The sequence below is a fragment of the Tolypothrix bouteillei VB521301 genome, assembly GCF_000760695.4.
GTDB classification, from domain to species: Bacteria; Cyanobacteriota; Cyanobacteriia; order Cyanobacteriales; family Nostocaceae; genus Scytonema; species Scytonema bouteillei_A.
On the sequence record NZ_JHEG04000001.1, the window covers coordinates 406,904 to 427,766 of the forward strand.

The following is a 20,863-nucleotide window of genomic DNA, read 5'->3' on the forward strand; positions in this document are numbered from 1 at the left end:
AACACTGTAACAAGGCTCACAAGTGGCTGTTACCTCATCTAACTCATATGGCAGATGAACGCAATTATTGTTCCCACTACAACTGAATGATACGTTGCTGTGCGATGAATCGGATTGATTGTAGGCCAAGACTGGGGTGACGCTGATGGAGACTCCTAAAATTAGTAATTCTACTGGTGGAAAGCTTTCAGGAAGGCAGGGTCTATTGGTTGGGTTGGGACTTGGTATAGTCCTGGCTGTTGGCGGGATGACTTTGTTATCTCGTTCTGGGATTCAGCGTTCGGCGACTCCCAATCAGACGGCTCCATCGGCAAATGCTAGAAACTCAGCATTGCCAGTAAAAGTTCAAACAGTCAATACTAGCACGCTCGAAGAAAGTTCTGAGTTTGTCGGAGCATTAGAAGCACAGCAAAAAGTCACGCTACAGCCGCAAATTCAGGGTCGAATTGAAGCGATTCTCGTCTCTAGCGGTCAGCGCGTCCAAAAAGGAACCGTCATCGCATCGTTGAGTTTGGATCAAACACAGGCAAATGTTGCCAGTTCGATCGCAGCATCCAGTGCAGCCCAAGCAGCGTTAGGAACAGCTCGAGCACAACTTCAACAAGCCCAGGCACAGCGAACTAGAGCAGCAGCAAATGTTCAGCTTCAAAAAGTCCAGTTCAGCCGCACCCAACAATTAGTCAGTGAGGGAGCACAGGCGAGACAGCAATTAGATGTTGCCAGCAATAATTTACAAACTGCGCTTGCGGATTTACAAGCCGCAGAAAAACAAGTTGCTGCATCCAATGCAGCCGTTCGGCAAGCACAGGCAAATGTACGAGAAGCCCAAGCGAGCACGGCAGCCGCGCAAGTCAATCTCAATCTCAAACGAGTAGTAGCACCCATTACTGGCGTAGTGGGTTCTTTTCCAGTCAAAGTGGGAGATTATGTCAGCACCGGACAAACAATCACCACGCTGACGCAAAACGATTCGCTGGATCTCAATCTTTCTCTACCCTCAAATCGATTGAAGCAACTGCGAATTGGATTGCCCGTTCAGTTGATCGATCCCAATACGCAGCAATCCATTGGCACCGGCGCGATTAACTTTATTTCTCCGACAGTGAGTTCCAATCAGCAATCGATTTTGAGCAAGGCACGCTTTGCAAATTCACAAGGACGACTGCGCGATGGGCAATACGTTCAAGCTCGCGTTATTTGGAATCGACAACCGGGTATATTGATTCCTACTGTTGCCATTTCTCGCATTGGCGGACAAAGTTTTGTGTTTGTTACCGAAAACAAGACTGTCAACGGCAAACCACAGCAAATAGTGCATCAGCGTTTAGTGCATCTTGGTGACATTCAAGGCACGAATTATCAAGTCTTAGATGGGCTTCGACAGGGTGAAACTATTGTGACTGCTGGCATACTCAAACTTAGAGAAGGCACGCCCATTCAACCACAATCCTAAATCCAGGACTTTTATAAATGTCGATCGCAAATACTTTTATCAAACGCCCGGTCTTAACTACCGTTTGTACCCTAGTGATTCTGATTGTGGGGAGCGTGTGTATTCCTTTGTTACCGCTCAATTACTTGCCGGATATTGCGCCGATTCGCGTTCAGGTCTCAGCAAGCTATACTGGCGCGGATGTGGAAACTGTCGAAACTGCGGTAACAACCACACTAGAGCGACAAATCAATGGCGTCGAGGGAATGCAGTACATGACCTCGAACAGTTCGGCGGGGAGTAGCCAAATCTCGGTGTATTTCGGACCGCAGACGGATAAAAATATTGACCAAGTGAACGTGCAGAATCGCATTGCCCGTGCCACGCCTCGGTTACCAACGACCGTGCAACAATTTGGTGTGACGGCGCAAACGGCTTCTACAAGCATTCTGCTAGTGTATGCGGTTTATCCAGAAAATAATGAGTATGACGCACTTTTTATCAGTAATTATATCGATCTGAATTTGCGGGATCAACTGCTAAGAACACCGGGAGTCGGTGATATCACGATCTTTGGTGAGAAGCAGTATGCGATGCGGTTGTGGCTCGATCCCAATGCATTAGCGAGTCGGCAATTAACCGTGGCAGATGTTGCAACTGCACTGCGATCGCAAAACATTCTTGCAGGCGCTGGAACATTAGGTCAACAGCCTGTACCTCCGGGTCAAAGCTATGAAATTCCCCTACGAGTTAACGGTCAGTTTAGAAATGCATCAGAGTTTGAGAATCTCGTTATCAAAGTGGGGAGTAATGGAAATTTAATCAAACTCCAAGATGTAGGGCGTGCCGAACTCGGCTCGGAAACTTACGCTAGTAATGCGAGGAATAATAGCAAGCCTGCTATTGGTATAGCAATTTATCAATTACCGGGTAGTAATGCGCTGGATGTAGCGAAAAACGTTCAAGCGCAGATGGATGACCTGATGAAAGACTTTCCACCTGGATTAAAAGCCCAAATCGTTTACGATACCGTTGGGTTTGTCCAAGCGTCGCTTGAAGAAGTCATCATAACGCTCGTTGAAGCGATCGCGCTTGTGGTTCTCGTGATTTATCTGTTTCTGCAAAACTGGCGAGCGACTATTATTCCAATTGTTGCTATTCCCGTTTCGCTCATCGGCGCTTTAGCATTTGCTTACGTGTTTGGATTCTCACTAAACAATTTGACTTTATTTGGATTAATCTTAGCGACAGGATTAGTCGTTGATGACGCGATTATCGTCGTGGAGGCAATTGCTGGCAAAATTGAACAGGGAGTAAGACCCTTGCAAGCGTCGGTTGAGGCAATGGAGGAACTCTCTGGGGCGGTAGTTTCAACATCGCTTGTGTTAATGGCAGTCTTTATCCCGGTAGCGTTTTTTCCGGGCTCGACTGGAAAAATGTATCAGCAGTTTGCGTTAGTCATTGCATTCTCAATTGCAATTTCTACGTTTAATGCACTGTCATTCAGTCCCAGCATATCTGCCATTTTGCTGCGCCCGCCACAACCTGCAAGGGGTCCGCTTGGCTGGTTTTTTAACCGATTTAATCAGGTGCTGCAATGGATCGTTCAACGGTATCTCGCGATCGTGAATTTTCTGATTCGCGTTCGTTATGCTGTCATTGGATTGTTCGTGGTAGGCTTAGCCGCAACCTACTTCATGTTCACTCATGTTCCCACCGGATTTGTTCCCAATGAAGATCAAGGCACTCTATTGGGCATCATTCAAGCTCCAGATGGAGTTGCTCTCGGTTATACCGATCGAGTGATTGAAAAACTCGAACAAATTCTGCAAAAAGAACCAGAGATTGATAATGTTTTCGCAACTTCCGGATTTGGCTTTGCAGGTAGTGGATCGAATCGAGGCGTGTTCTTTGCCAGACTTAAGCCTTGGGAAGAGCGCAAACAACCCGAGCAAAGTGCTTCTGCAATTTTAAACCGAATCAATGGTGCATTTCAAACGATCCCAGAAGCCATTATCACCGCAGTGAGTCCCCCACCGATTCAAGGCTTTAGTACATTGGGTGGATTTGAACTCCAGCTGGAAGACCGCACCAACGGGCGATTGACAATTGATGATTTTTTTGCTAATGCACAAGCGATTGTAGCGCAAGCGAATCAAACACCAGCCCTTAGAGGTAACGTATTTACACAGTTTACCGCCAGTACTCCACAGTTTGAAATCGACTTCGATCGCAATCGTCTTGAAGCGCTCAATGTCGATTTTCAGCAAGCTGTTAACACACTCTCTGCCGCCATTGGTTCGCAGTATATCAATGATTTTACACTCGGACAAAGGAGCTATCGCGTTTACGTTCAGGCAGAAGGCAACTACCGTCGTTCGCCAGATGATATCGGTCAGCTTTATGTGCGATCGGCAGACAACCAAATGATTCGATTGAGTGAGGTTGCAAAACTTACACCTATCACAGGACCAGCCGTAATCAGTCATTACAATGGCTTCCGCTCAATCAATTTGCAAGGCAGAGAAGCATCAGGATACAGTAGCGGACAAGCGATCCAAACAATGCAGCAAGCGGTGACCGAAGCAGCAACACCGGGCGTTGGTAGTGATTGGACGGGAACCGCCCGCGAAGAATTAGCCGCCGGTAACTTGGGAATTCTGATTTTTGGCTTCGGGATCGTTATGGTGTTTCTCACACTAGCGGCTCAGTATGAAAGTTACATTGACCCTGCCATTATTCTTTTGACCGTACCGTTAGCTTTGTTGGGTGCGTTAAGCGCACTCGCTTTGCGGGGTTTGGTGAACGATGTCTACGCGAACGTAGCGTTGGTGATGCTGATCGGACTCGCCTCGAAAAACGCGATTTTGATCGTCGAGTTTGCGAATCAGGCTTTTGAACAAGGCATGACGATTCGACAAGCAGCCTTAACCGCCGCACAAGAACGGTTTCGACCAATTGTCATGACCTCAAGTGCATCATTGCTCGGATTTTTCCCCCTCGTAATTGCTACAGGAGCAGGTTCCGCTTCGCGCTGGTCGTTGGGAACGGCGTTATTTGGAGGGCTACTGGTAGCAACGATCTTGAGTTTGCTCGTTGTTCCAGTTCTGTATGTAATTATCAAGTCTTTCGAGGATCGCTTCCTAAATCGCAAACCTTCTCATCGAACCAAACAACCTTCCTCTAACAGGCACGAGGATGGACAGCCTGTGGCGATCGCACAAGCGCATTCGTCTGCTGTAAAGCAAACTGGCGATGACAGCGTATCTAATGACTCTACCTCATAGTCTTTGTCAGATCCCCGTGAATCAAGCAACAGGGAAAGAATGCCCGTTTAACAGCTTATTACAAGAAATGAAGATTGAGGCGCAAGTCAATGAAACCCTAACTCATGAGATGTACCCTAATAACTAAAGAGTATGGCGAGGCAAAATATATGAACGCCAAATTAATCGCTTTCTCTGGCATTGTGACCGCAGTCGTGGGTACGGGAATTGGTATAGCGATCGCTCACTTATTTCCTTGCCCCTACACAAGCCAAATTTATAAAGATTTAGATCGAAAATACGCCATTGTTGGTGCAGTTGCTGGCTTGCTAATTGGTTCAAGTCAGGAAATGATTCGGGAACTGAAGCAAGAGCGGGATGAGGAAGAAGATTTGCTACAGGATCTGGATAAAGCTGTTCGATCGAGTAGGGGAGACCTTAACGAGATCCCCCGTAGAAGGGATCTTCCTGAATAAGATACAGATACATCGTGCAGCTAATTAATACCAACCCCACCTAAGTCAAAATAAACCTCACCCCAAACCCCTCTCCTGGGAGAATACAGCCAATCTATGGGAGTAAGGGAGGCTCCGCCTCGCGTTTCAATCCTTGCAGATTGGATCCACAAGCTTCGGAGATACCATCCCAATTTAACTAATTCGCCGTAAGTCCCCCACGCTCATTCGGTACTCCGAATCAGTGGCGGGATATAAGGCGGGCTGCGACGATTACATCTTTGACCAATTCTTACGCCCTGGTAAGAGAGGAAAAAGATGTATGAGGAGTAGCCAAATATTTCCGGAATAGCTTTACTGCAAATAGGATATTATAGTAAGGAAATCAATCAAGGAGGTGAAGACTAGTGGTTCACCACATTAATTTTGAGGGTTGATTGAAAAACCGCAGAGGCGCAGAGGGCGCAGAGGAAGAGAAAAAGAGGATGAGCTTGAACATCGTTTTACCCATTAAAACTTATGTGGTGGACTACTAGTGTTAAGACGAGCTGTAAAAGTACGCTTATACCCAACGGATGAACAAAAACAAATACTTGCACAACATTTTGGCTGTGCGCGTTGGTGGTGGAACTATGGACTGAATAAGTGCATTGAAACTTACAAAGCGACTGGTAAAGGTTTGTCTCAATCTGGTCTAAACTCCATGTTGCCATCGCTCAAAAAAGAGTTTGAATGGCTGGGAGAATGTTATTCACAGGTGTTACAATCTGTAAGTCTTAATTTGTCCCGTGCATGGTTCGTAATCACAAATTAGCTAAAGCAATATCTGATGTAGGATAGGGGACTTTTACTAACTTCTTGGCATACAAGCTAGAAAAAGAAGGCAAAGTGTTAGTAGAAATAGACCGATGGTTCCCTAGCTCCAAGCTTTGCTCTAATTGTCATTACCAAGTTGATGAGATGCGGTTGGATGTCCGTACATGGGCGTGTCCTAGTTGTGGTACTCATCACGATAGAGATGAGAATGCTGCTAAAAATATTAGAGCAGAGGGTATCAGAATGCTAATCTCCTCTGGGACGGGGGAGTCTGCCAGTGGAGGGGATGTAAGACCAAATCGCGGACGCAAGTCCAAGACGCGGCAATCCCCTGTGAAACTGGAAGCCCACACTGTACTTGGTACTCCAACTCAGTGTGGGTAGTTCACCCGACTGTACCTCCTGATAAGTCGGGGATCTGTAGCAGTCCTAACTAAGTTACAAACACCTCTTCCTTGTCTCCCTTGTCTCCCTTGTCTCCCTTGTCCCCCTTGTCCCCCTTGTCCGGATCTCAAATAGGATTGCTATATATTTCACTTCTTCATTCCAGGAGTACGCCCGCCTTCGTCGTTACTTCCACCATGAGGATGAGAATTTCCAGGATCGCAACCCTCAGCACCGTTACCAATTCCTTGATTGCAATGCTGTTTTTTGGGTTTCACCTGTTCGATATTGAGATCTTCAGCTTCTCCTTGCTGTCCAACTTGCATTTGCGATTGTCCTACAGCATATTGCGAGGATATATCTACCACTTCCCCAGTGCTCACCAATGCTTTATAGATCAAAGCGACAACTTCAGCGCGAGTTGCGACTTTGTCAGCGTTGAGAGACTGAACGTCAGGATAATTAACGACAATACCCCGTTGTGTTAGTGCTGCGATCGCATTCCGCACGTCGCTTCTGATAGTGGTTGCATCAGTGTAGGCGGTCAGAATTGCTTCTGTAGAGCCGCTGACAGTATAGTTGAGACCTTCTGCCAAGGCAAATAAAGTTTCCAGGCGAGAAAGGTTCATCGTTGGGTTGAACTTATTGCCAGGAGCTCCCAAGAAGCCCATTTGATAAGCTTCGCGGATAGCATTGTAAGCCCAGTATGCTGTTGAGACATCTGTGAACTTAACTGCACTCCGAATTGTAACTCTATCGAAAGCTTGGCTTAGCATGGCTGCAAATTGAGCGCGAGTCACATATTCATCTGGGCGGAAAGTTCCATCAGGGAAACCTTCAATAATTTCTAGGGCTGCTAGCTCAGCAATAAAATCTTTTGCCCAGTGATTGACAGACACATCCGAAAACTTCACTTGAACGCCACTGGCTGTCCCGATTTCCCGATAGCCCATCATCATTTGGGTAATATCGTAAGTGGATCTACCGTCCGCGCTCACTTCTTGTAGTTGTACCAGTTGACCGGGTTTAGCTTTTAAAGCTGCTGCTAAATTAGAACTAAAAACATTGAGAGACTGACGCACAACTGCAAATTCACCTTTGGAGAAGGATGCAGGATAAACGCTCGTCTTAGCAACAGTTGAATAACCTTGAGCTTGGAACTGACTCACTTTAACTTGTTGGGAACTGGTGAAGAAGCTAGCACTTTGACCGCTTACTTGGGAGAAGTAGTCATAGGTGGTAGAACCTTCATCAATAACGCCATCAAAGTCAGCATCTAAACCGTAAACAGTACGAACAACTTTATACTGTGTTGGGTTTGCCGATAAAATCAGATTAACGACTGTATTTGCAGACAAAGATTCAAATTCGCTGTAGCCGATAAAGCGATTTTGAGTATCAAACAAGCGCACAACGACCCTATCGCCTGCTTTCAAACCCTTCACAAATTTAGCTTTCTGCTTAATCTTGTATTTGTAGTCACCCAAAAAGCGTTCTTTGAAATACCCTTTACCGCGTTTACCTTTAACAGAAATACGGGCGATCGCTTCTGAAAAACTCCCCGATGGTTGCAAAATAGAAAGGGTAAAACCTGTTTTGCTCTTAACAGCAACAGTCGCAGCACTGATTTGAGTGCTTTGTACGGATGCAGCAACTGCACCGCTAGACTGAGAACTTTGTGCGGAAGCCGCTACAGCACTTGCTTGAGTTCTGCGTTGTACCACTACGGTTTCACGGCGTTGGATAGCAGTTGTGCGACTGGTAATTTGTTCGTTGGTGCTTCGCACCTTCATCATTGTTGCAGTGATAGCTTGGGTTGATCCTTCATCAAGCTTTGCGATCGCACCAGACTCGTTCGTGCGGTAAACCCACATTTGCTGGTTACCAGCAACGACAAGTTGCCAACCCGGTACTAAAGCTTTGGTACAACTTCCTTCTTCTTTTAATCCCAAACAACCATTGGGCCAAATAATCCTTTCTGCTTTCACAACGCGCAATGCAGAAGCTTCTACACTCGCACGTTGAGAAATGTCACTGAATACCGCTGTTTTAACTTCTTCTGGTAATAATGAAGCTTTTATGTTAGTATCATCATTATCATCAGCAATTAATAATTGTTGCTTTGCAGAAGTTTCAGCGCTTTGTGCTTCGGTATTTTTTGGTACGGAAGTTGCCATAGCTGACGATACTGGAGATGCGATCGCCAAGTAAGCAGCTGCCAAAACAATTTTGCCGAAGTTCGTTAAATAGGATTGATTCATTTTGTCCCACACCATTGAAAACAGCATTAATGGTAAATGCGCCCTAATGCCTCTCTCGTCTATTTATCCCTCTTGCACAGTAAAAATTAACACCGACCTCAAAATTTTAAGAAACTTCATAATTTTGTATTTCTTGCGTAGAATTACTGTAATCTCGTTAATTTGGTAAAAACGGAAACCGTTGTGGCGCTCGCTGCGTTCATTTTCAACCAATTTTCATTACTTTCATTCACCGGGAGTAGCTTTCTGGAAATTGCTTGCCACATTCTTTACAGATGTAACGCTGCTTGCCATGACGGTGACCGTTTTTAGACACTGCACTGGAATCGCAATGGGGACATTTGATTGATTTCATTACTTTCATTACCTGGGGTGGAGAAACTTCATTCCCTATTTCATCCCCTATGTGGGGGCGCAGGTAGGCAAATAACAATACTTGGATTTGCTCGAAAAGCTTCTGTCGGTGGGATTCAGGACTGCGTAGTGCTACAAGTGCCAATGTGTTACAAGCATGAACGCACACTTCAGCTAGTAGCTGGCATTGTTCTGGAATTAACGCCCGATTGCGCTGCTGTAGTAGTTTTGCCATGAAGTCAATCGCTTCTTGGGTAAAACTTTCGTCAATATTTTGAAAAATTGCTGGAGACGTAAAGTATTGCATGAAAACAATTCGGCAAGTTTGGTCTTGAAGAAGTTCTTTATAGACTGCAGCCATTGCTGAGACAAATCCTTCAAAAGGCTGTTGAATAATTTCTGGCTTGTTGAATTTAGCCCATGCAGCATAGACTCTTTCCCTGTGACGCAATTCCAAAGCATGGAAAATGGTCATCTTATCTGGAAAAAATTGGTATAGAGAACCGATCGCTGTATCAGCGCGTGTTGCGATCGCATGAGTTGTTGCTGCCTCAAAACCAACCTCATCAAAGACTTCAGCTGCTGCATCTAGGATGCGTTCAACACGTTGCTGACTTCGCTTTTGCTTTGGTTGACGGCGCATAGAAGGGGAAGTTGGTTGCAAGTCACTCATAAAAAAATATATCTTGACAAATGTGAATAATCTGTCATGATTTAGGATAGAAACACAAATTATACCTATTTGAAAAAAGAGTGCGACAGAGAGTTGGGTAGAATCAAGCCCAAGTGAGGCTTTTTCAATCCAAAATCTAAAACGCCAAATTCAAGCTGGTATTATTTGTCACAATTTTACAGAAAAATGGGGGCTAATGCGAAGAACTCAGCCCTGCTGTCAGCTGCATTTTATTTAAGGGAGAAAAATATGAACCCTATCTTACCTGGTGCTCCTTGGTTAATTGCTCACAAATCCATGTTGGCTGCAAACAAACCTTTAAAAATTACGCTAAACGGTCATGATTATGTTTTGTGGCAAAATCAGAAAGGCGAAGTTTTTGCTCTTGATAATGTCTGTCCTCACATGCAAGCTCCTTTGTCGGATGGATGGATCTGCAAAGATAGAAACACAATTGCCTGTCCCTTTCATGCACTAGAATTTGATGGGGAAGGCAGATTGTATCGAGAAGGAAAAACAAACGGTCACGCGATTGCAAAACCTTTAGAACTGATTGTTGTCGATGATTGTATCTGGACATATGGTGGGTTAAAACCAAAAATTCCAGTCCCTAATTTAATTTCAAAATTGAAAACGGGGCTGAATTTTTTAGGAGTTGCTGGAATTAAAAGTATCAAAGGCAGTTTTTTAGACAACCTTTTAATTAATTATGACTACAATCACCAAAATGGCACCCATCGCGAGTTATTTAAAATCAAAGCCAATCATATTGTTAGCTTTGAACGCGATGGGTATTGGGCTAGGGTTATTCAAGAACTTTATAGAGATGACAATACACTGAGTGAAATTTTAAGCAATCCTGCGTTAACAATCGCGCCTAAAATGTATAAAGGTACTTTAGAATACGCTTTCCCCTCTCTTACAACCTTTCAAACCCAAACTCCTGCTGTTGAACTGTTACAAACTCATGTCCTCTATCCTGAAACGGAAAATAGTACTAAAACTTTTGTTCTTGTCTACACGAAAATGAAGTTCCCTGTTTTGAATTTATTATTAAAAAATTCAGTTCTTAAAGCTGTCGCAACTGTAGTTGAGCAAGATACAACAGCTATTGAGAACTTGTACCCTAGAGACAAAGCTAAAATCAGACTACCACATGAAGAGATTATGTTCTACGCCGAAAGCCTCTACCGGGATTGGGAAATGGCATCTGTTACAAATGTTTGAGAATAATGTGGTTTTTTGAGTCAAAACCAATTTTTCCTTGTTTTTGTAATTTTCCCATCAACCGTGTAATTGTGACTCTGGTAGTACAGCAAGCACTAGCAAGATCTTCATGAGTCAGGCGAACGCTAAAGCAAATCCCTTGAGGAACTTTTTGCCCGATTTCTTGTTTGAGAAGCTGCAATAGAGAGTCAAGACGGTCTTCAACCCTTCGCCTACCAACAACAGCTAAAAAAGCTTCTGTTTGCCTTAACCTGCGATTAATTTTTGGTAATAATGTTTGACTGAGAGTTTCGGAAGTTGAAATTTCTGCTAAAGAAATTGGTGACAACTCTGTATCTGACAAAGCTGTTGCTTGATAAATGTGTAGCGAGGTTAGACTCGAACCAAAAACCATGCCTTCTCCGGCTAACCCAATTAACACTTCCTCTCCCGTTTCACAAAGTGTACTCAACTTGACTACACCCTGAGACACATACCAAATTGCACTTGGATTGAGAGGAATTGTTTCTCCTTTGCAATATTTATGCAAAAGACGATTTTCCTCCAGGTTAGAGTCATGGTTGATGGATGCTAATTCTGCTAGCTTGGGATGGCGATCTCTTAGCACAGCTTGCTGTTCGCTAATGTCACGTATCAGCCAGCGAGCTTCTATGAGTTGACCCTGTTTATTGCGGGTAACCGCTACTGTTATAGCAGCATCAAACAAATCCCCATTGCGTTTTAAAAAGCACAGGACTAACTCCATTGCTTTATCTCCACATTCCTCAAGCTGCTTGAGAAAGCTACGAAAGCGATGACGCTCGTCTAAAGGAACATAATTGGCAATTGGTTTTCCTACTAAATAATGTTGTGACAAATTAAACATATGAGCAGCCAAACGGTTGGCTTCCTGAATGATGCCAAAATTATCTGTCACTAAATAAGCATCGGGAGCCAACTCAAATAATTCCCGATACCGTTGGCGTTCTATTTCTGCTAAGTTCCGTAACTGTGCAATTTCCTCATTTTGCTGGTACAGTTCCTCAGTCGCTAATTTAACGATTTCGGATGCATGACCGAGTTCCATAAAAGTTTGAGGCAACCTGTCCGGTGACAAATTCACAGTACCGCTAGAATCGCTGTACAGAGTTTCTAAGCGTCTATACATTCCCTCTGCGCGTTGAGCAAACGTTTCTATTTCTATCTTGTTTATATCCATATTGAAGTTCCTATTCTTTAAATTTTCAATTTTTCACAATCTATAAATTGTCAAACAATAAATTTAATTTTTTTATCAAAAAAATGTTTAATTAAAATAATTGTATATAGATTTTTTTTTAATATATTTAACATCAAACCCATTCACTCAAGAATTTATTCTATATTTATTTTACATAGCGATCGCTCAATTTGTCTTGATACCACATACAGATAATCTCGTAATTATTTATTGTATTGTAAATCACAATTTAACTTTACATTTAACCTATCTATAGATAGTAAACATTTTTGTAAATGTCAAAGACAATAAGAAGTCGAATACACATTGATATCCTTAAGTACCCCTGCAGTCTTACCCTACGTAGCAGGGGTTTTTGTATTTTCTGTAGATTTTGACACAGATAATCTCACCATTGTAAAAAGGGATCTTTTACTAAATTGCTATTAAAATATTTAGGATTATCTGAAACTTCCTCACCAATCCAGACTGGTAATTCAATCTGTTGTTTTTCATCACTCAGTTCAACTTCTGCTAAAATCAGCCCTTTATTAACACCCTCAAACTCGTCAATTTCCCAAATCAAACCCCCCCATTCCACTTTATACCTAATTTTTTCTATCAAAGGTCTCTGGCACAAGGTATCCAGCATTTCTTGAGCATCTTCAAAGGGAATAGAATACTCAAACTCTGCTCTTGAGTAGTTAACAGTAGGTCCTTTAATCGTTAAATAACCCCGCTCGCCTACTATGCGAACGCGTACAGTGGCTCCTTTTTGCGTGGCTATATATCCCTGGCGGTAAGCGCTTCCCGTTCCCTGGTTGCGCCAACTATTTCCTTTGACTAAAAATTTACGTTCTATTTCTCGTGCCATTTTAGTTCCTTATTCAATTTCCTAGTGACACCAGATTAAAAGTATACCGGGACAGTTTCTGATATTACAGATTGGTCGATCGAGCATTCTCAAAAACACGGTTCCCGGAATTCGCTAATTTTCAACTGAGAGTTTTTATTCTTTTAATGAATAAAAAAGCATCTCCTCAGGGTGAAATTCCCAAGCCACTCCTTCTGGATCGTGTCCCTGAGACCAAGAGCGGAAATTCTCTCGGTCTTTGTTGCGCGATATTGTCGTTTTTGTGACGCTCAATCTTTTAGCCAACTCATTGACAGTGCATGTTTGGCTGGCGGTAGATACTTTGGGCGATGCGACTGGAGTGACATCAGATGTTTCGCTGGTTTCTAAAGCGGGCTCATCTTTGCTTTTCTTCCGAGATTGGGTCTTAGAAGTCCCCTCAGATGTTTTGCTAGTTTCTGGAACAGAGCCGTTTTTGCTTTTCTTCTGGGAAGTTACTTTAGCAGTAGCCGCAGATGTTTTGCTGGTTTTTGAAACAGAGCCGTTTCTGCTTTTCTTCTGAGAAGTTACTTCAGGAATGTCCTCAGATGTTTTGCTAGTTTTTGAAACAGAGCCGTTTTTGCTTTTCTTCTGAGAAGCCACTTCAGGAATGTCCTCAGATGTTTTGCTAGTTTTTGAAACAGAGCCGTTTTTGCTTTTCTTCTGAGGGGTAACTTCAGGAGTGTCCTCAGATGTTTTGCTAGTTTTTGAAACAGAACCGTTTTTGCTTTTCTTTTGAGAGGTAACTTTAGGAGTTTCCTCCGATGTGTTGCTTGGTTCCGGCTCGGTTTCAGGCGCACTTTCTACGACTGCTGGTGAAATATCTTGTGCTGGAACACTGGGAGGAACATTCATTTGTTCCTGGATTCCGGCAAAAGAACTTTCTAAGGCAGATATTTTTTGTGTAAACTCATCTAATAAAGATAACCGTTTCTCGATAGCCGCTACTCGCGGTTCCCAATCCTGAGCACTGGTCGAGGAACTCTGAGGTTTACCAAAAAATTCACTAACAATTTGTTTGATAGCTTCACTGGTTTTTGTTTGCGTTTCATCACAAAATTGTTTCAACCGCTCAGCCAGTTCTGGGGGTAAATACGTAACAATGCGGGAATTTTCAGTTGCCATCTTTTCAATTTTATTTTGTCTCCTCACATCAGTGTGCCGCAAAAGTACTACAAGTGTGCTGTTACGTTTTTTTAATTTGTCACTCAAGTAAGACTTTCATGTAGCAAGCAAGAGCAAATTTGGATTTTTAGACTCGGTACATTCATTTCAAAAATCCCGTTTCTCTTGTAGAAAGGCGCTGTTTTACGCGTCTCTACGCCAATGAGATACCAAGCTGTGCAACGCCGAGAAACCGGGGTGCGTAGAATGACTCAATTGGTGTTCTAGAACTGCCTGCTTTAAAATTTAGGATAGCTCGCCAATAAATGGTGCTATGGCTCTAACAAATTCAGGAGTAGATTCATAGGGCAAAACATTGCGACCGGGAATCTTGACTCCCCGACCCTCAGGCAAACGAGTAAGATAATCAGCTAACCATTCATCTGGATTCAATCCTTTACCTTCTTTGGCAATGCTTGAAATATCCTCTCCTAAAACGACTAATGTTGGTTGTTTGATAGAAGATATGGCGCTGCTATAATCCTTACGCCAAAAGCCCGCTAAAAACGCAAAAACGGCATGGCGGCTCTCAGGATTTGTTGCACCCTGCTGTAAAGTAGTTATCCATTCAGCATCTACAGCCTCGCTTTCTTTAAACAGTTGACGAGTGGAGAAGGAGCTTAAAAACTTTGCACGTCGTGCGTAGCGGTAAAAAGCATTGCCCAAAGGTGAATCCAGAAGATTCCAAATTGTTTTCTGCCGCCACTCGGGTGTGTCTTTCGTCAGCAAAGGCATAGCGGGAGGACTCGCTAGCACTAATCGAGCAACAAAATTGGGTTCTTGTTGGGCTAATTCTATGGCAACTGGAAATAAAGCACCTTGCACGATAACAATGACAGGTTTTTGTACAACTGTTTGCAGCAAGTGTTGCAACTGTTGTGCCCAATCCATAGGAGTGCAAGCAACGTGGGGCATATCGCTTTCACCGCAGCCCAACAAATCAGGATTGTAAATGGAATTGCGGTGTCCTTGTTTGTACCACTCACTCGAAAACCGCCGCCAAAATTTTCGTGACAAGCCAACACCAATGGGGTGAATCAGTAACAGGGGCGTGCCTTCAGGTGCTGAAAAGCTTGGATTGAGAACTTCGTAGCAAGCGCGGTAGTTTTTCCAAGTGTAAAACTGGGTGGAAGATGTTGCTCGATCTTGAATCATCATTTAAAAATCTTATCGGGGTGAATGAGCTTGTATCCCGCCTCTTTTATTTTCTTATTAGATACCCTGGCATTGTAGGGACGCTTGCTCTGTTGGGAAGAATCCCATGTGACTTTTGGTAGATTGTGTGCTTCATACAGGCGATCGTATAATTCTCGGCTTGTCATGCGTGTATCATCAACCAAGTTATAAATACCTTGCAGTTGATGCTCGCGGGCAAACTCTATTGCACCAACAATATCGTCTAAGTGAATCCAGTTGGTAACATCCTCTCCATTACCAGGTCGGGTTGTACCGGCAAATCGACCAAATATTTTTACCAACTCTCTACCGGGACCGTAAATTCCTCCCAACCGTAAAATACAAACACGGAGATTGTCATCAGAAGCTGATAGTAAAATTTGTTCGGTATCCCTCAGAATTTCCCCATTTTTGTTGGCGGGTTCGAGAGATGACTCCTCATCTACCCAATCTCCATTTTTATCGCCGTATACAGAATAACTGCCCGTATAGATGAGTTGTCGGACAGTTGGTGTTTGTTTTAGGGTATCGATTAAAGTTCGAGCAGTTTGCAAGTAAGCTTCTTCATAGTTATCAGCGCCCTTAGCACCAACACTCAAAAGTATGACATCTTGATTTTTTAAAACCGATCTTAAACCTTCGCGATCGCTGCCTTTAACAATGACAACGCGTTGGGCTACTGCTTGCAGTAAGGGAACGCGTTCGGGGGTCGTGGTAGTCGCAGTAATTGTGAAAGGCATTTTCTGCCAATATTGCGCTACTGCACAACCTACGTATCCGCAACCAATAATAGTAATGTTCATAATTATTTACAATATCATGTTCGGAGCGATACTTATGCTCTGTTTATAATCTGCTCTACCCAGCCTGCAGCGAGCAAGAGCGGCGAACCTGCTGAGCGCAACTACAAACCAATTCATTTTTAAGTTATTAGCGAACATGATATGAGGCATTGCGTCCCCTTGTGGACGGAACCGCCTCACCTCATTCCCCACGCTTTGCGTGGGGAATGAGGTGGCGAGCCCGATACCTGGAATACCAGGTGTATCCTCTAGATTTGGAGAGGGGCGCATCAAAGGGAGAAGAATTAGTCGCGATCGCCTGCGGTTCTTTTAGCGGTGTCTGGATACACAGATCCAAAGTCTTTCACTGCTTCTGCGGATTCTTTCGCAATTCTTTGAGCTCGTTTGCCAGGATCATCTTCTGTTTTACGAGCTTCTCTATTCCACTCTCCGGTTGTTTTTGGTCTGTCAGAGGTATCTCTTTGTATTGCTTGGTCAACTTTCTTGGTGACAGCTTGAGCACTCCGGTCAGCATTAACGCTTGTTGTTAGTACCAAAAATCCAACTAGAACAACAGATACGAAACGCTTAACTTGAAATTCTTTGAAGAAACCACTGATGTGAGCGATCGCCCGAGAAATCATATTTGTCATAACAAGACTCCGTTATTGTATTCTCAATACATCTTGAGGTGGCGGGACATTGCAACATCTCTACAAATAGGGGTTCGCTTAAAAAATCAGCCAAATCCCACTTATATGAGCAGCCCCGTTTACAAAACTAAGATTAACTGCAAAAAAAGTAATTATTCCTCTAACAGAAGTCATAATTTGGTCTAGACCTAAAGAATATTAGACATTTCCAAAAAATCATGTAAAAATGCACTGTCTAAAGCGTTTTTACAGATGTCTGTTAAATTAAAGAACTGCAGAGTCGCAGAGAACACAAAGACAATAGAGAATCTTATATAATGATTCCTCTGTTATTTGAAATACTTATAATATATTACATCCGTAATACATTAGTATGCCTAAACTTCCGCCCAAAGACTACATTCAAGCAGTTTCTTTTCCTGATGGAATTACTTTACACCCTATAGGTGTAATTCACTCCCCTTACAAAGAGAGACACGGTACGCCACGTCAAGCCGAACTTCAACGCGCCCCATCATATTACCAGCCAGCAATAGCACAAATAGAACTTTTCCCCAATATAATACCTCCCATTGCCCTCAAAGACATGGATGGCTTTGAGCGCATTTGGGTCATCTCATGGCTGCATCTCAACAAGCATTGGAACCCTACTGTTATACTGCCACGCGGACCGCGCATCCGACGAGGGACACTAGCGACTCGCGCCCCCCATCGTCCCAACCCCATTGGAATCAGCGCTCCCAAGTTGATCAAAATAGAAGGTTTGATTTTGCATATCCAGGGAATCGATCTGCTTGACCAAACGCCCGTACTCGATATTAAGCCTTACGTCACTTACTGTGATTCTTTTCCAAATGCCAAATGCGGCTATGTCAATGAAATGGAAAATGCCCAAGAGTATGAAATAGATATCTTCGGAAAAGATAGACCAACTCTTTGACATTTGGATATTTCTACATTGATATCTTCAAGATGGGGTAAAAGTATCTTAAGAACGCACAAACTCCTGATGCTGGTCAACCATTAGTGCAGCAGGGTGTTGAAAGTTACCAATGGGACGCTTGCAGAGTGCAATAAAAGACTGGGAGCAAGCTTTAACGATTTACAAGGATACTCACGCTCGCGCAGGTGAGGCGGTGGTTTGAGAAAATTTGGCAAGAGCATATTAACAAGTGGGTCAAATGGATAAGTCTATTGCCTATTGGGATAAAGCGATCGCTTACTACCGCCAAGTAGGAGATGTACAGCAAGTAGGACGTATGCTGATAGAGCAGTCTCAAATATACAATAGCTTCGGGCAATCCAGAAAGGCGATCGCAGTAAACGGAATCGCACATGAGTTTGATTATCAGTCAGTTTTTATCAACCGGGTTGCTAATGCTCAACCCGGTTCCTCTTTGGACAGTCAGCGTCCGGGGTTGGAAGTTCGCGAAGGAAAAACTCTAGCGCTATTGTCGTGAGGTTGATAAAACTATGACTTCATCTTGTGTGACCATAATATCTCTGAAAGGAGGTCTTATTATCCAACGATATGGAAATATTTCTTGACGATTTCACATACGCAAACGTATATTATACTACAATAAAAATACATAGACGACTGGTTTTTAAAAGCTCTTCTAATAAAACACATTTAATTATGATTTGGTTTACTGCGGATACTCATTTTGGTCATAAAAATATCTTAGAGTACACTAACAGACCGTTTTCTTCTATCGAAGAGATGGATGAAACTTTGATTGAGAATTGGAACAGCAAAGTGTCTTCTAGCGATCGCGTGTATCATCTAGGGGATGTCGGACTTTGTTCTCCTAATAAACTACGGAAAATCCTTGAGCGTCTCAACGGTAATATCTATCTTATTCGTGGTAACCACGATAAATCAGCCGAAGCTTGTAAAGAGCGGTTTGAGTGGATCGAAGATTATTACGAGTTAACAGTGCAAGATTCTGAAGAATCCCAAGGCAAACAATTAATTGTTTTGTTACACTATGCTATGAGAGTTTGGCAAGCTTCTCACTATGGAACTTACCACCTTTACGGACACTCACACGGTCAACTACCAGACGACCCTACATTATTATCTTTTGATGTGGGGGTGGATTGCCACAATTATACGCCTATCAATTATGATGACGTAAAACGTATTATGAAAGCTAAGAACTGGAAACCTCCTACGTTGAGAGGAGAGTAACTAAAAATCGGAGAGTTTTAATGCAGTCACTTGTATTTTAAAAGTAGTATAAGAGTCCGTAAGAATATGATGCCAACGATTGTCAATCGAACTGGTGGGAAGTGGGCGTTTGAAAAATTAGCTAATATTCTTTCAAAATCATTATGGCTTGATATAACAGAAGATTTTGGTGATATCAATTATCTGCTTTGCGTTGAGGAAAATAATATTTATAACGTCAGTAATTTTATTCCGATTAAGTCAATAAAAATAGCAGCAGATAAAAGAGAAATAGAAAAAAAATTTAAAGAATACTACGTACCAAGACCAAAAACGTTTTTGGCCAACAATGAAAAAGAAGTTGAAGTAATCCTATCTATTTATCCCAAAATTCAATGGATATTGAAATATCCAATAGGTTGTGGTGGGATAAATCATAGACTTATTGAAAATATAAATCAAATTCCCAAAAGATGGCCAAAGCCCTTGCTTATCCAAGAATTTGTCCAGCAACAAATCCCTGAAGTTTATAGATTATATTGTGTGGATGGTGAGACATTCGGGTTTAATGTAAGAAGGTTTAAAGATAAGAATAATAAAATTCCTTGGGTGTCTCACGCAAATGGAGCAACATATGAATATGGTGAAAGTCCTGATAAAGAAGCACAAAAAGTGGCTAAAATTGCTCTCACATCGACAGGTTTATATAATACTTTTGGTGCGATCGATCTGTTAAAAAATCAAAACGGGGAATGGTATGCTTTAGAAGTCGGTACCGATGGAATATATAATTATGTAGATAGAGAAATAGAAAATCAGGATTTATTTGATGAGATAAACGAAAGATTAGCACAAGCTTTTTGGAAAAATCTTGGAACTCCACCTTGGGGAAAAAATTGGAAATATAAAGAGTGATGAACACTCTTTTCAATAAACTCCAGCACTGAACGAAGAGACCAGAAATTTTGGACGATTCTCCATAGGAAGGGATGCCAAAAATCTCTCTATTCCTAGAGTCAAGATTGGTTCGTTAGCAACTCCAGTATCTGCGATTAGTGCAGTGTCTATACCAGCTTGATTCCCACCACAAATATCTGTCTCACAATTGTCCCCAATAATTATGGCACCTTTCCATGCTTCCAACCCTAGATGTTTAACTGCCCACTTCTGAATGTATTCAAAGATCGAAGGATAAGGTTTCCCAAAATAACAAACCTTTCCCCCAGCTTCTTGATAAAGAGCACCAATAGACCCTGGTCTGACTACAGGTCGAGATGGACAACCCGCCAAAGCGGTTTTATCGGGATTAGCTATGAGCATGACCAGACCAGTTTTGACCAATGCTTCAACCTCTTCCCGGAAGGGATCTACAGACTCACAATCGCAACCCTGATTGTGAGGAATGCCACAATATATGAAGTCAGCGTCTTCTATCGAAGAAGTAACAGAAAACAAAGTGTTCTCAAATAACTCTTGCGACGGCGATCCATATTGAGGATGGCGATCGCCATACAGCCAATACTTATATCTTGGCGTTGAAAAAGGTAGACGACATGACACAATCGCATCTCGTGTGATTTGTCCGGAAGAAACAAATAGGTCGTAATGCTCCCCTAGATGAAGACCTACTTGAGAATATTTTGATACTTCACGCTCAGCCAAACGTGTTGAATTAGACACAATTACGATCGTTGTGTTCTGCTCCTTGATTTTTTGGAAAGTTGCTTTGGCACCAGGTAACAAGCCAACGTCTTCTCCTCCCCAGAATACACCAAAGGCGTCTACCAATATCAGTCGTCTGTTCGAGACGACAGACTCTAGGGATAAAAATTCAACCATTTCTTTGAATCATGCCTCTATACTATAAAGATTTTTTGACTTATTGATACTTTAAAACAATCTTTACTGCAACGGCTACATCCCCTGGAACTATGCTCGCTTTCTGGACTGCTATAGC

The 20,863-nt window shown here is 42.8% G+C and carries 18 protein-coding genes and 1 pseudogene; 10 read left to right on the top strand and 9 right to left on the bottom strand.

Translation table 11 applies throughout. The annotated features are described in order from the left end of the window. The first annotated feature begins 145 nt into the window (after positions 1-145). The 5 genes and pseudogenes from HC643_RS01595 (at position 146) to HC643_RS01610 (ending at position 6,353) form a co-directional block, all read left to right on the top strand. On the top strand, positions 146-1,453 hold the full coding sequence (locus HC643_RS01595; protein ID WP_038082878.1) for an efflux RND transporter periplasmic adaptor subunit: 1,308 nt from the start codon (positions 146-148) through the stop codon (positions 1,451-1,453). A gap of 17 nt (positions 1,454-1,470) precedes the next feature. After that, on the top strand, positions 1,471-4,719 hold the full coding sequence (locus HC643_RS01600; protein WP_038082879.1) for an efflux RND transporter permease subunit: 3,249 nt from the start codon (positions 1,471-1,473) through the stop codon (positions 4,717-4,719). Further along, complete coding sequence (locus tag HC643_RS41120) at positions 4,688-4,846, top strand: hypothetical protein (protein WP_162002328.1); 159 nt, start codon at positions 4,688-4,690, stop codon at positions 4,844-4,846. Before HC643_RS01600 ends, HC643_RS41120 begins: the two co-directional genes overlap by 32 nt. Positions 4,847-4,868: 22 nt before the next feature. Beyond that, positions 4,869-5,174: a hypothetical protein gene (locus HC643_RS01605; RefSeq protein WP_063779439.1), complete on the top strand. Its 306-nt coding sequence runs from the start codon at positions 4,869-4,871 to the stop codon at positions 5,172-5,174. Between the two features lie 514 nt (positions 5,175-5,688). Next, positions 5,689-6,353 (top strand): annotated as a pseudogene (locus tag HC643_RS01610) (RNA-guided endonuclease InsQ/TnpB family protein). Positions 6,354-6,502: 149 nt separating this feature from the next. On the opposite strand, the gene HC643_RS01615 reads toward HC643_RS01610, so the two are convergent. Together HC643_RS01615 and HC643_RS01620 are read right to left on the bottom strand one after the other, a co-directional pair. Further along, a complete protein-coding gene (locus HC643_RS01615; RefSeq protein WP_038093375.1) occupies positions 6,503-8,614 on the bottom strand; it encodes an S-layer homology domain-containing protein in 2,112 nt (703 codons plus the stop codon). Between the two features lie 229 nt (positions 8,615-8,843). Then, complete coding sequence (locus HC643_RS01620; protein ID WP_038093331.1) at positions 8,844-9,641, bottom strand: TetR/AcrR family transcriptional regulator; 798 nt, start codon at positions 9,639-9,641, stop codon at positions 8,844-8,846. A gap of 249 nt (positions 9,642-9,890) precedes the next feature. Here HC643_RS01620 and HC643_RS01625 point away from each other — a divergent pair, with 249 nt between their 5' ends. Further along, on the top strand, positions 9,891-10,868 hold the full coding sequence (locus tag HC643_RS01625; RefSeq protein ID WP_038093379.1) for a Rieske 2Fe-2S domain-containing protein: 978 nt from the start codon (positions 9,891-9,893) through the stop codon (positions 10,866-10,868). Here the strand turns inward: HC643_RS01625 and HC643_RS01630 are convergent. From HC643_RS01630 to HC643_RS01655, 6 genes are all read right to left on the bottom strand, one after another. Then, positions 10,855-12,066: a PAS domain-containing protein gene (locus HC643_RS01630; protein WP_237265809.1), complete on the bottom strand. Its 1,212-nt coding sequence runs from the start codon at positions 12,064-12,066 to the stop codon at positions 10,855-10,857. The genes HC643_RS01625 and HC643_RS01630 overlap by 14 nt on opposite strands. Before the next feature lie 409 nt (positions 12,067-12,475). Beyond that, the gene (locus tag HC643_RS01635; protein ID WP_038093334.1) at positions 12,476-12,940 is read right to left on the bottom strand and encodes a CYTH domain-containing protein; all 465 of its coding nucleotides are present in this window, start codon (positions 12,938-12,940) and stop codon (positions 12,476-12,478) included. A gap of 135 nt (positions 12,941-13,075) precedes the next feature. Then, positions 13,076-14,083 carry a hypothetical protein gene (locus HC643_RS01640; protein WP_050045128.1) on the bottom strand — a complete coding sequence of 336 codons (1,008 nt, stop codon included), beginning with the start codon at positions 14,081-14,083 and terminating at the stop codon, positions 13,076-13,078. 285 nt (positions 14,084-14,368) lie between these two features. After that, positions 14,369-15,280, bottom strand: a complete 912-nt coding sequence (locus HC643_RS01645) for an alpha/beta fold hydrolase (protein ID WP_038093343.1) — start codon at positions 15,278-15,280, stop codon at positions 14,369-14,371. Next, the gene (locus HC643_RS01650) at positions 15,277-16,101 is read right to left on the bottom strand and encodes an SDR family oxidoreductase (RefSeq protein WP_038093345.1); all 825 of its coding nucleotides are present in this window, start codon (positions 16,099-16,101) and stop codon (positions 15,277-15,279) included. Before HC643_RS01650 ends, HC643_RS01645 begins: the two co-directional genes overlap by 4 nt. A gap of 284 nt (positions 16,102-16,385) precedes the next feature. Then, positions 16,386-16,733, bottom strand: coding sequence for a hypothetical protein (locus HC643_RS01655; protein WP_038093349.1), 348 nt, complete (start codon positions 16,731-16,733; stop codon positions 16,386-16,388). Positions 16,734-17,106: 373 nt separating this feature from the next. Here HC643_RS01655 and tsaA point away from each other — a divergent pair, with 373 nt between their 5' ends. From tsaA to HC643_RS01675, 4 genes are all read left to right on the top strand, one after another. Beyond that, positions 17,107-17,673: a tRNA (N6-threonylcarbamoyladenosine(37)-N6)-methyltransferase TrmO gene (tsaA, locus tag HC643_RS01660; protein ID WP_038093352.1), complete on the top strand. Its 567-nt coding sequence runs from the start codon at positions 17,107-17,109 to the stop codon at positions 17,671-17,673. Positions 17,674-17,914: 241 nt separating this feature from the next. Further along, positions 17,915-18,193, top strand: coding sequence for a hypothetical protein (locus HC643_RS01665; protein WP_038093354.1), 279 nt, complete (start codon positions 17,915-17,917; stop codon positions 18,191-18,193). Positions 18,194-18,372: 179 nt separating this feature from the next. Beyond that, on the top strand, positions 18,373-18,927 hold the full coding sequence (locus tag HC643_RS01670) for a metallophosphoesterase family protein (protein WP_038093357.1): 555 nt from the start codon (positions 18,373-18,375) through the stop codon (positions 18,925-18,927). A 66-nt stretch (positions 18,928-18,993) separates the two neighbouring features. Further along, positions 18,994-19,821 (top strand): ATP-grasp domain-containing protein, encoded by an 828-nt coding sequence (locus HC643_RS01675; protein ID WP_038093359.1) that lies wholly within the window; start codon positions 18,994-18,996, stop codon positions 19,819-19,821. A gap of 12 nt (positions 19,822-19,833) precedes the next feature. Here the strand turns inward: HC643_RS01675 and HC643_RS01680 are convergent, their stop codons facing one another. Beyond that, the gene (locus HC643_RS01680; protein ID WP_038093361.1) at positions 19,834-20,745 is read right to left on the bottom strand and encodes a TIGR01459 family HAD-type hydrolase; all 912 of its coding nucleotides are present in this window, start codon (positions 20,743-20,745) and stop codon (positions 19,834-19,836) included. Positions 20,746-20,863 lie beyond the last annotated feature (118 nt).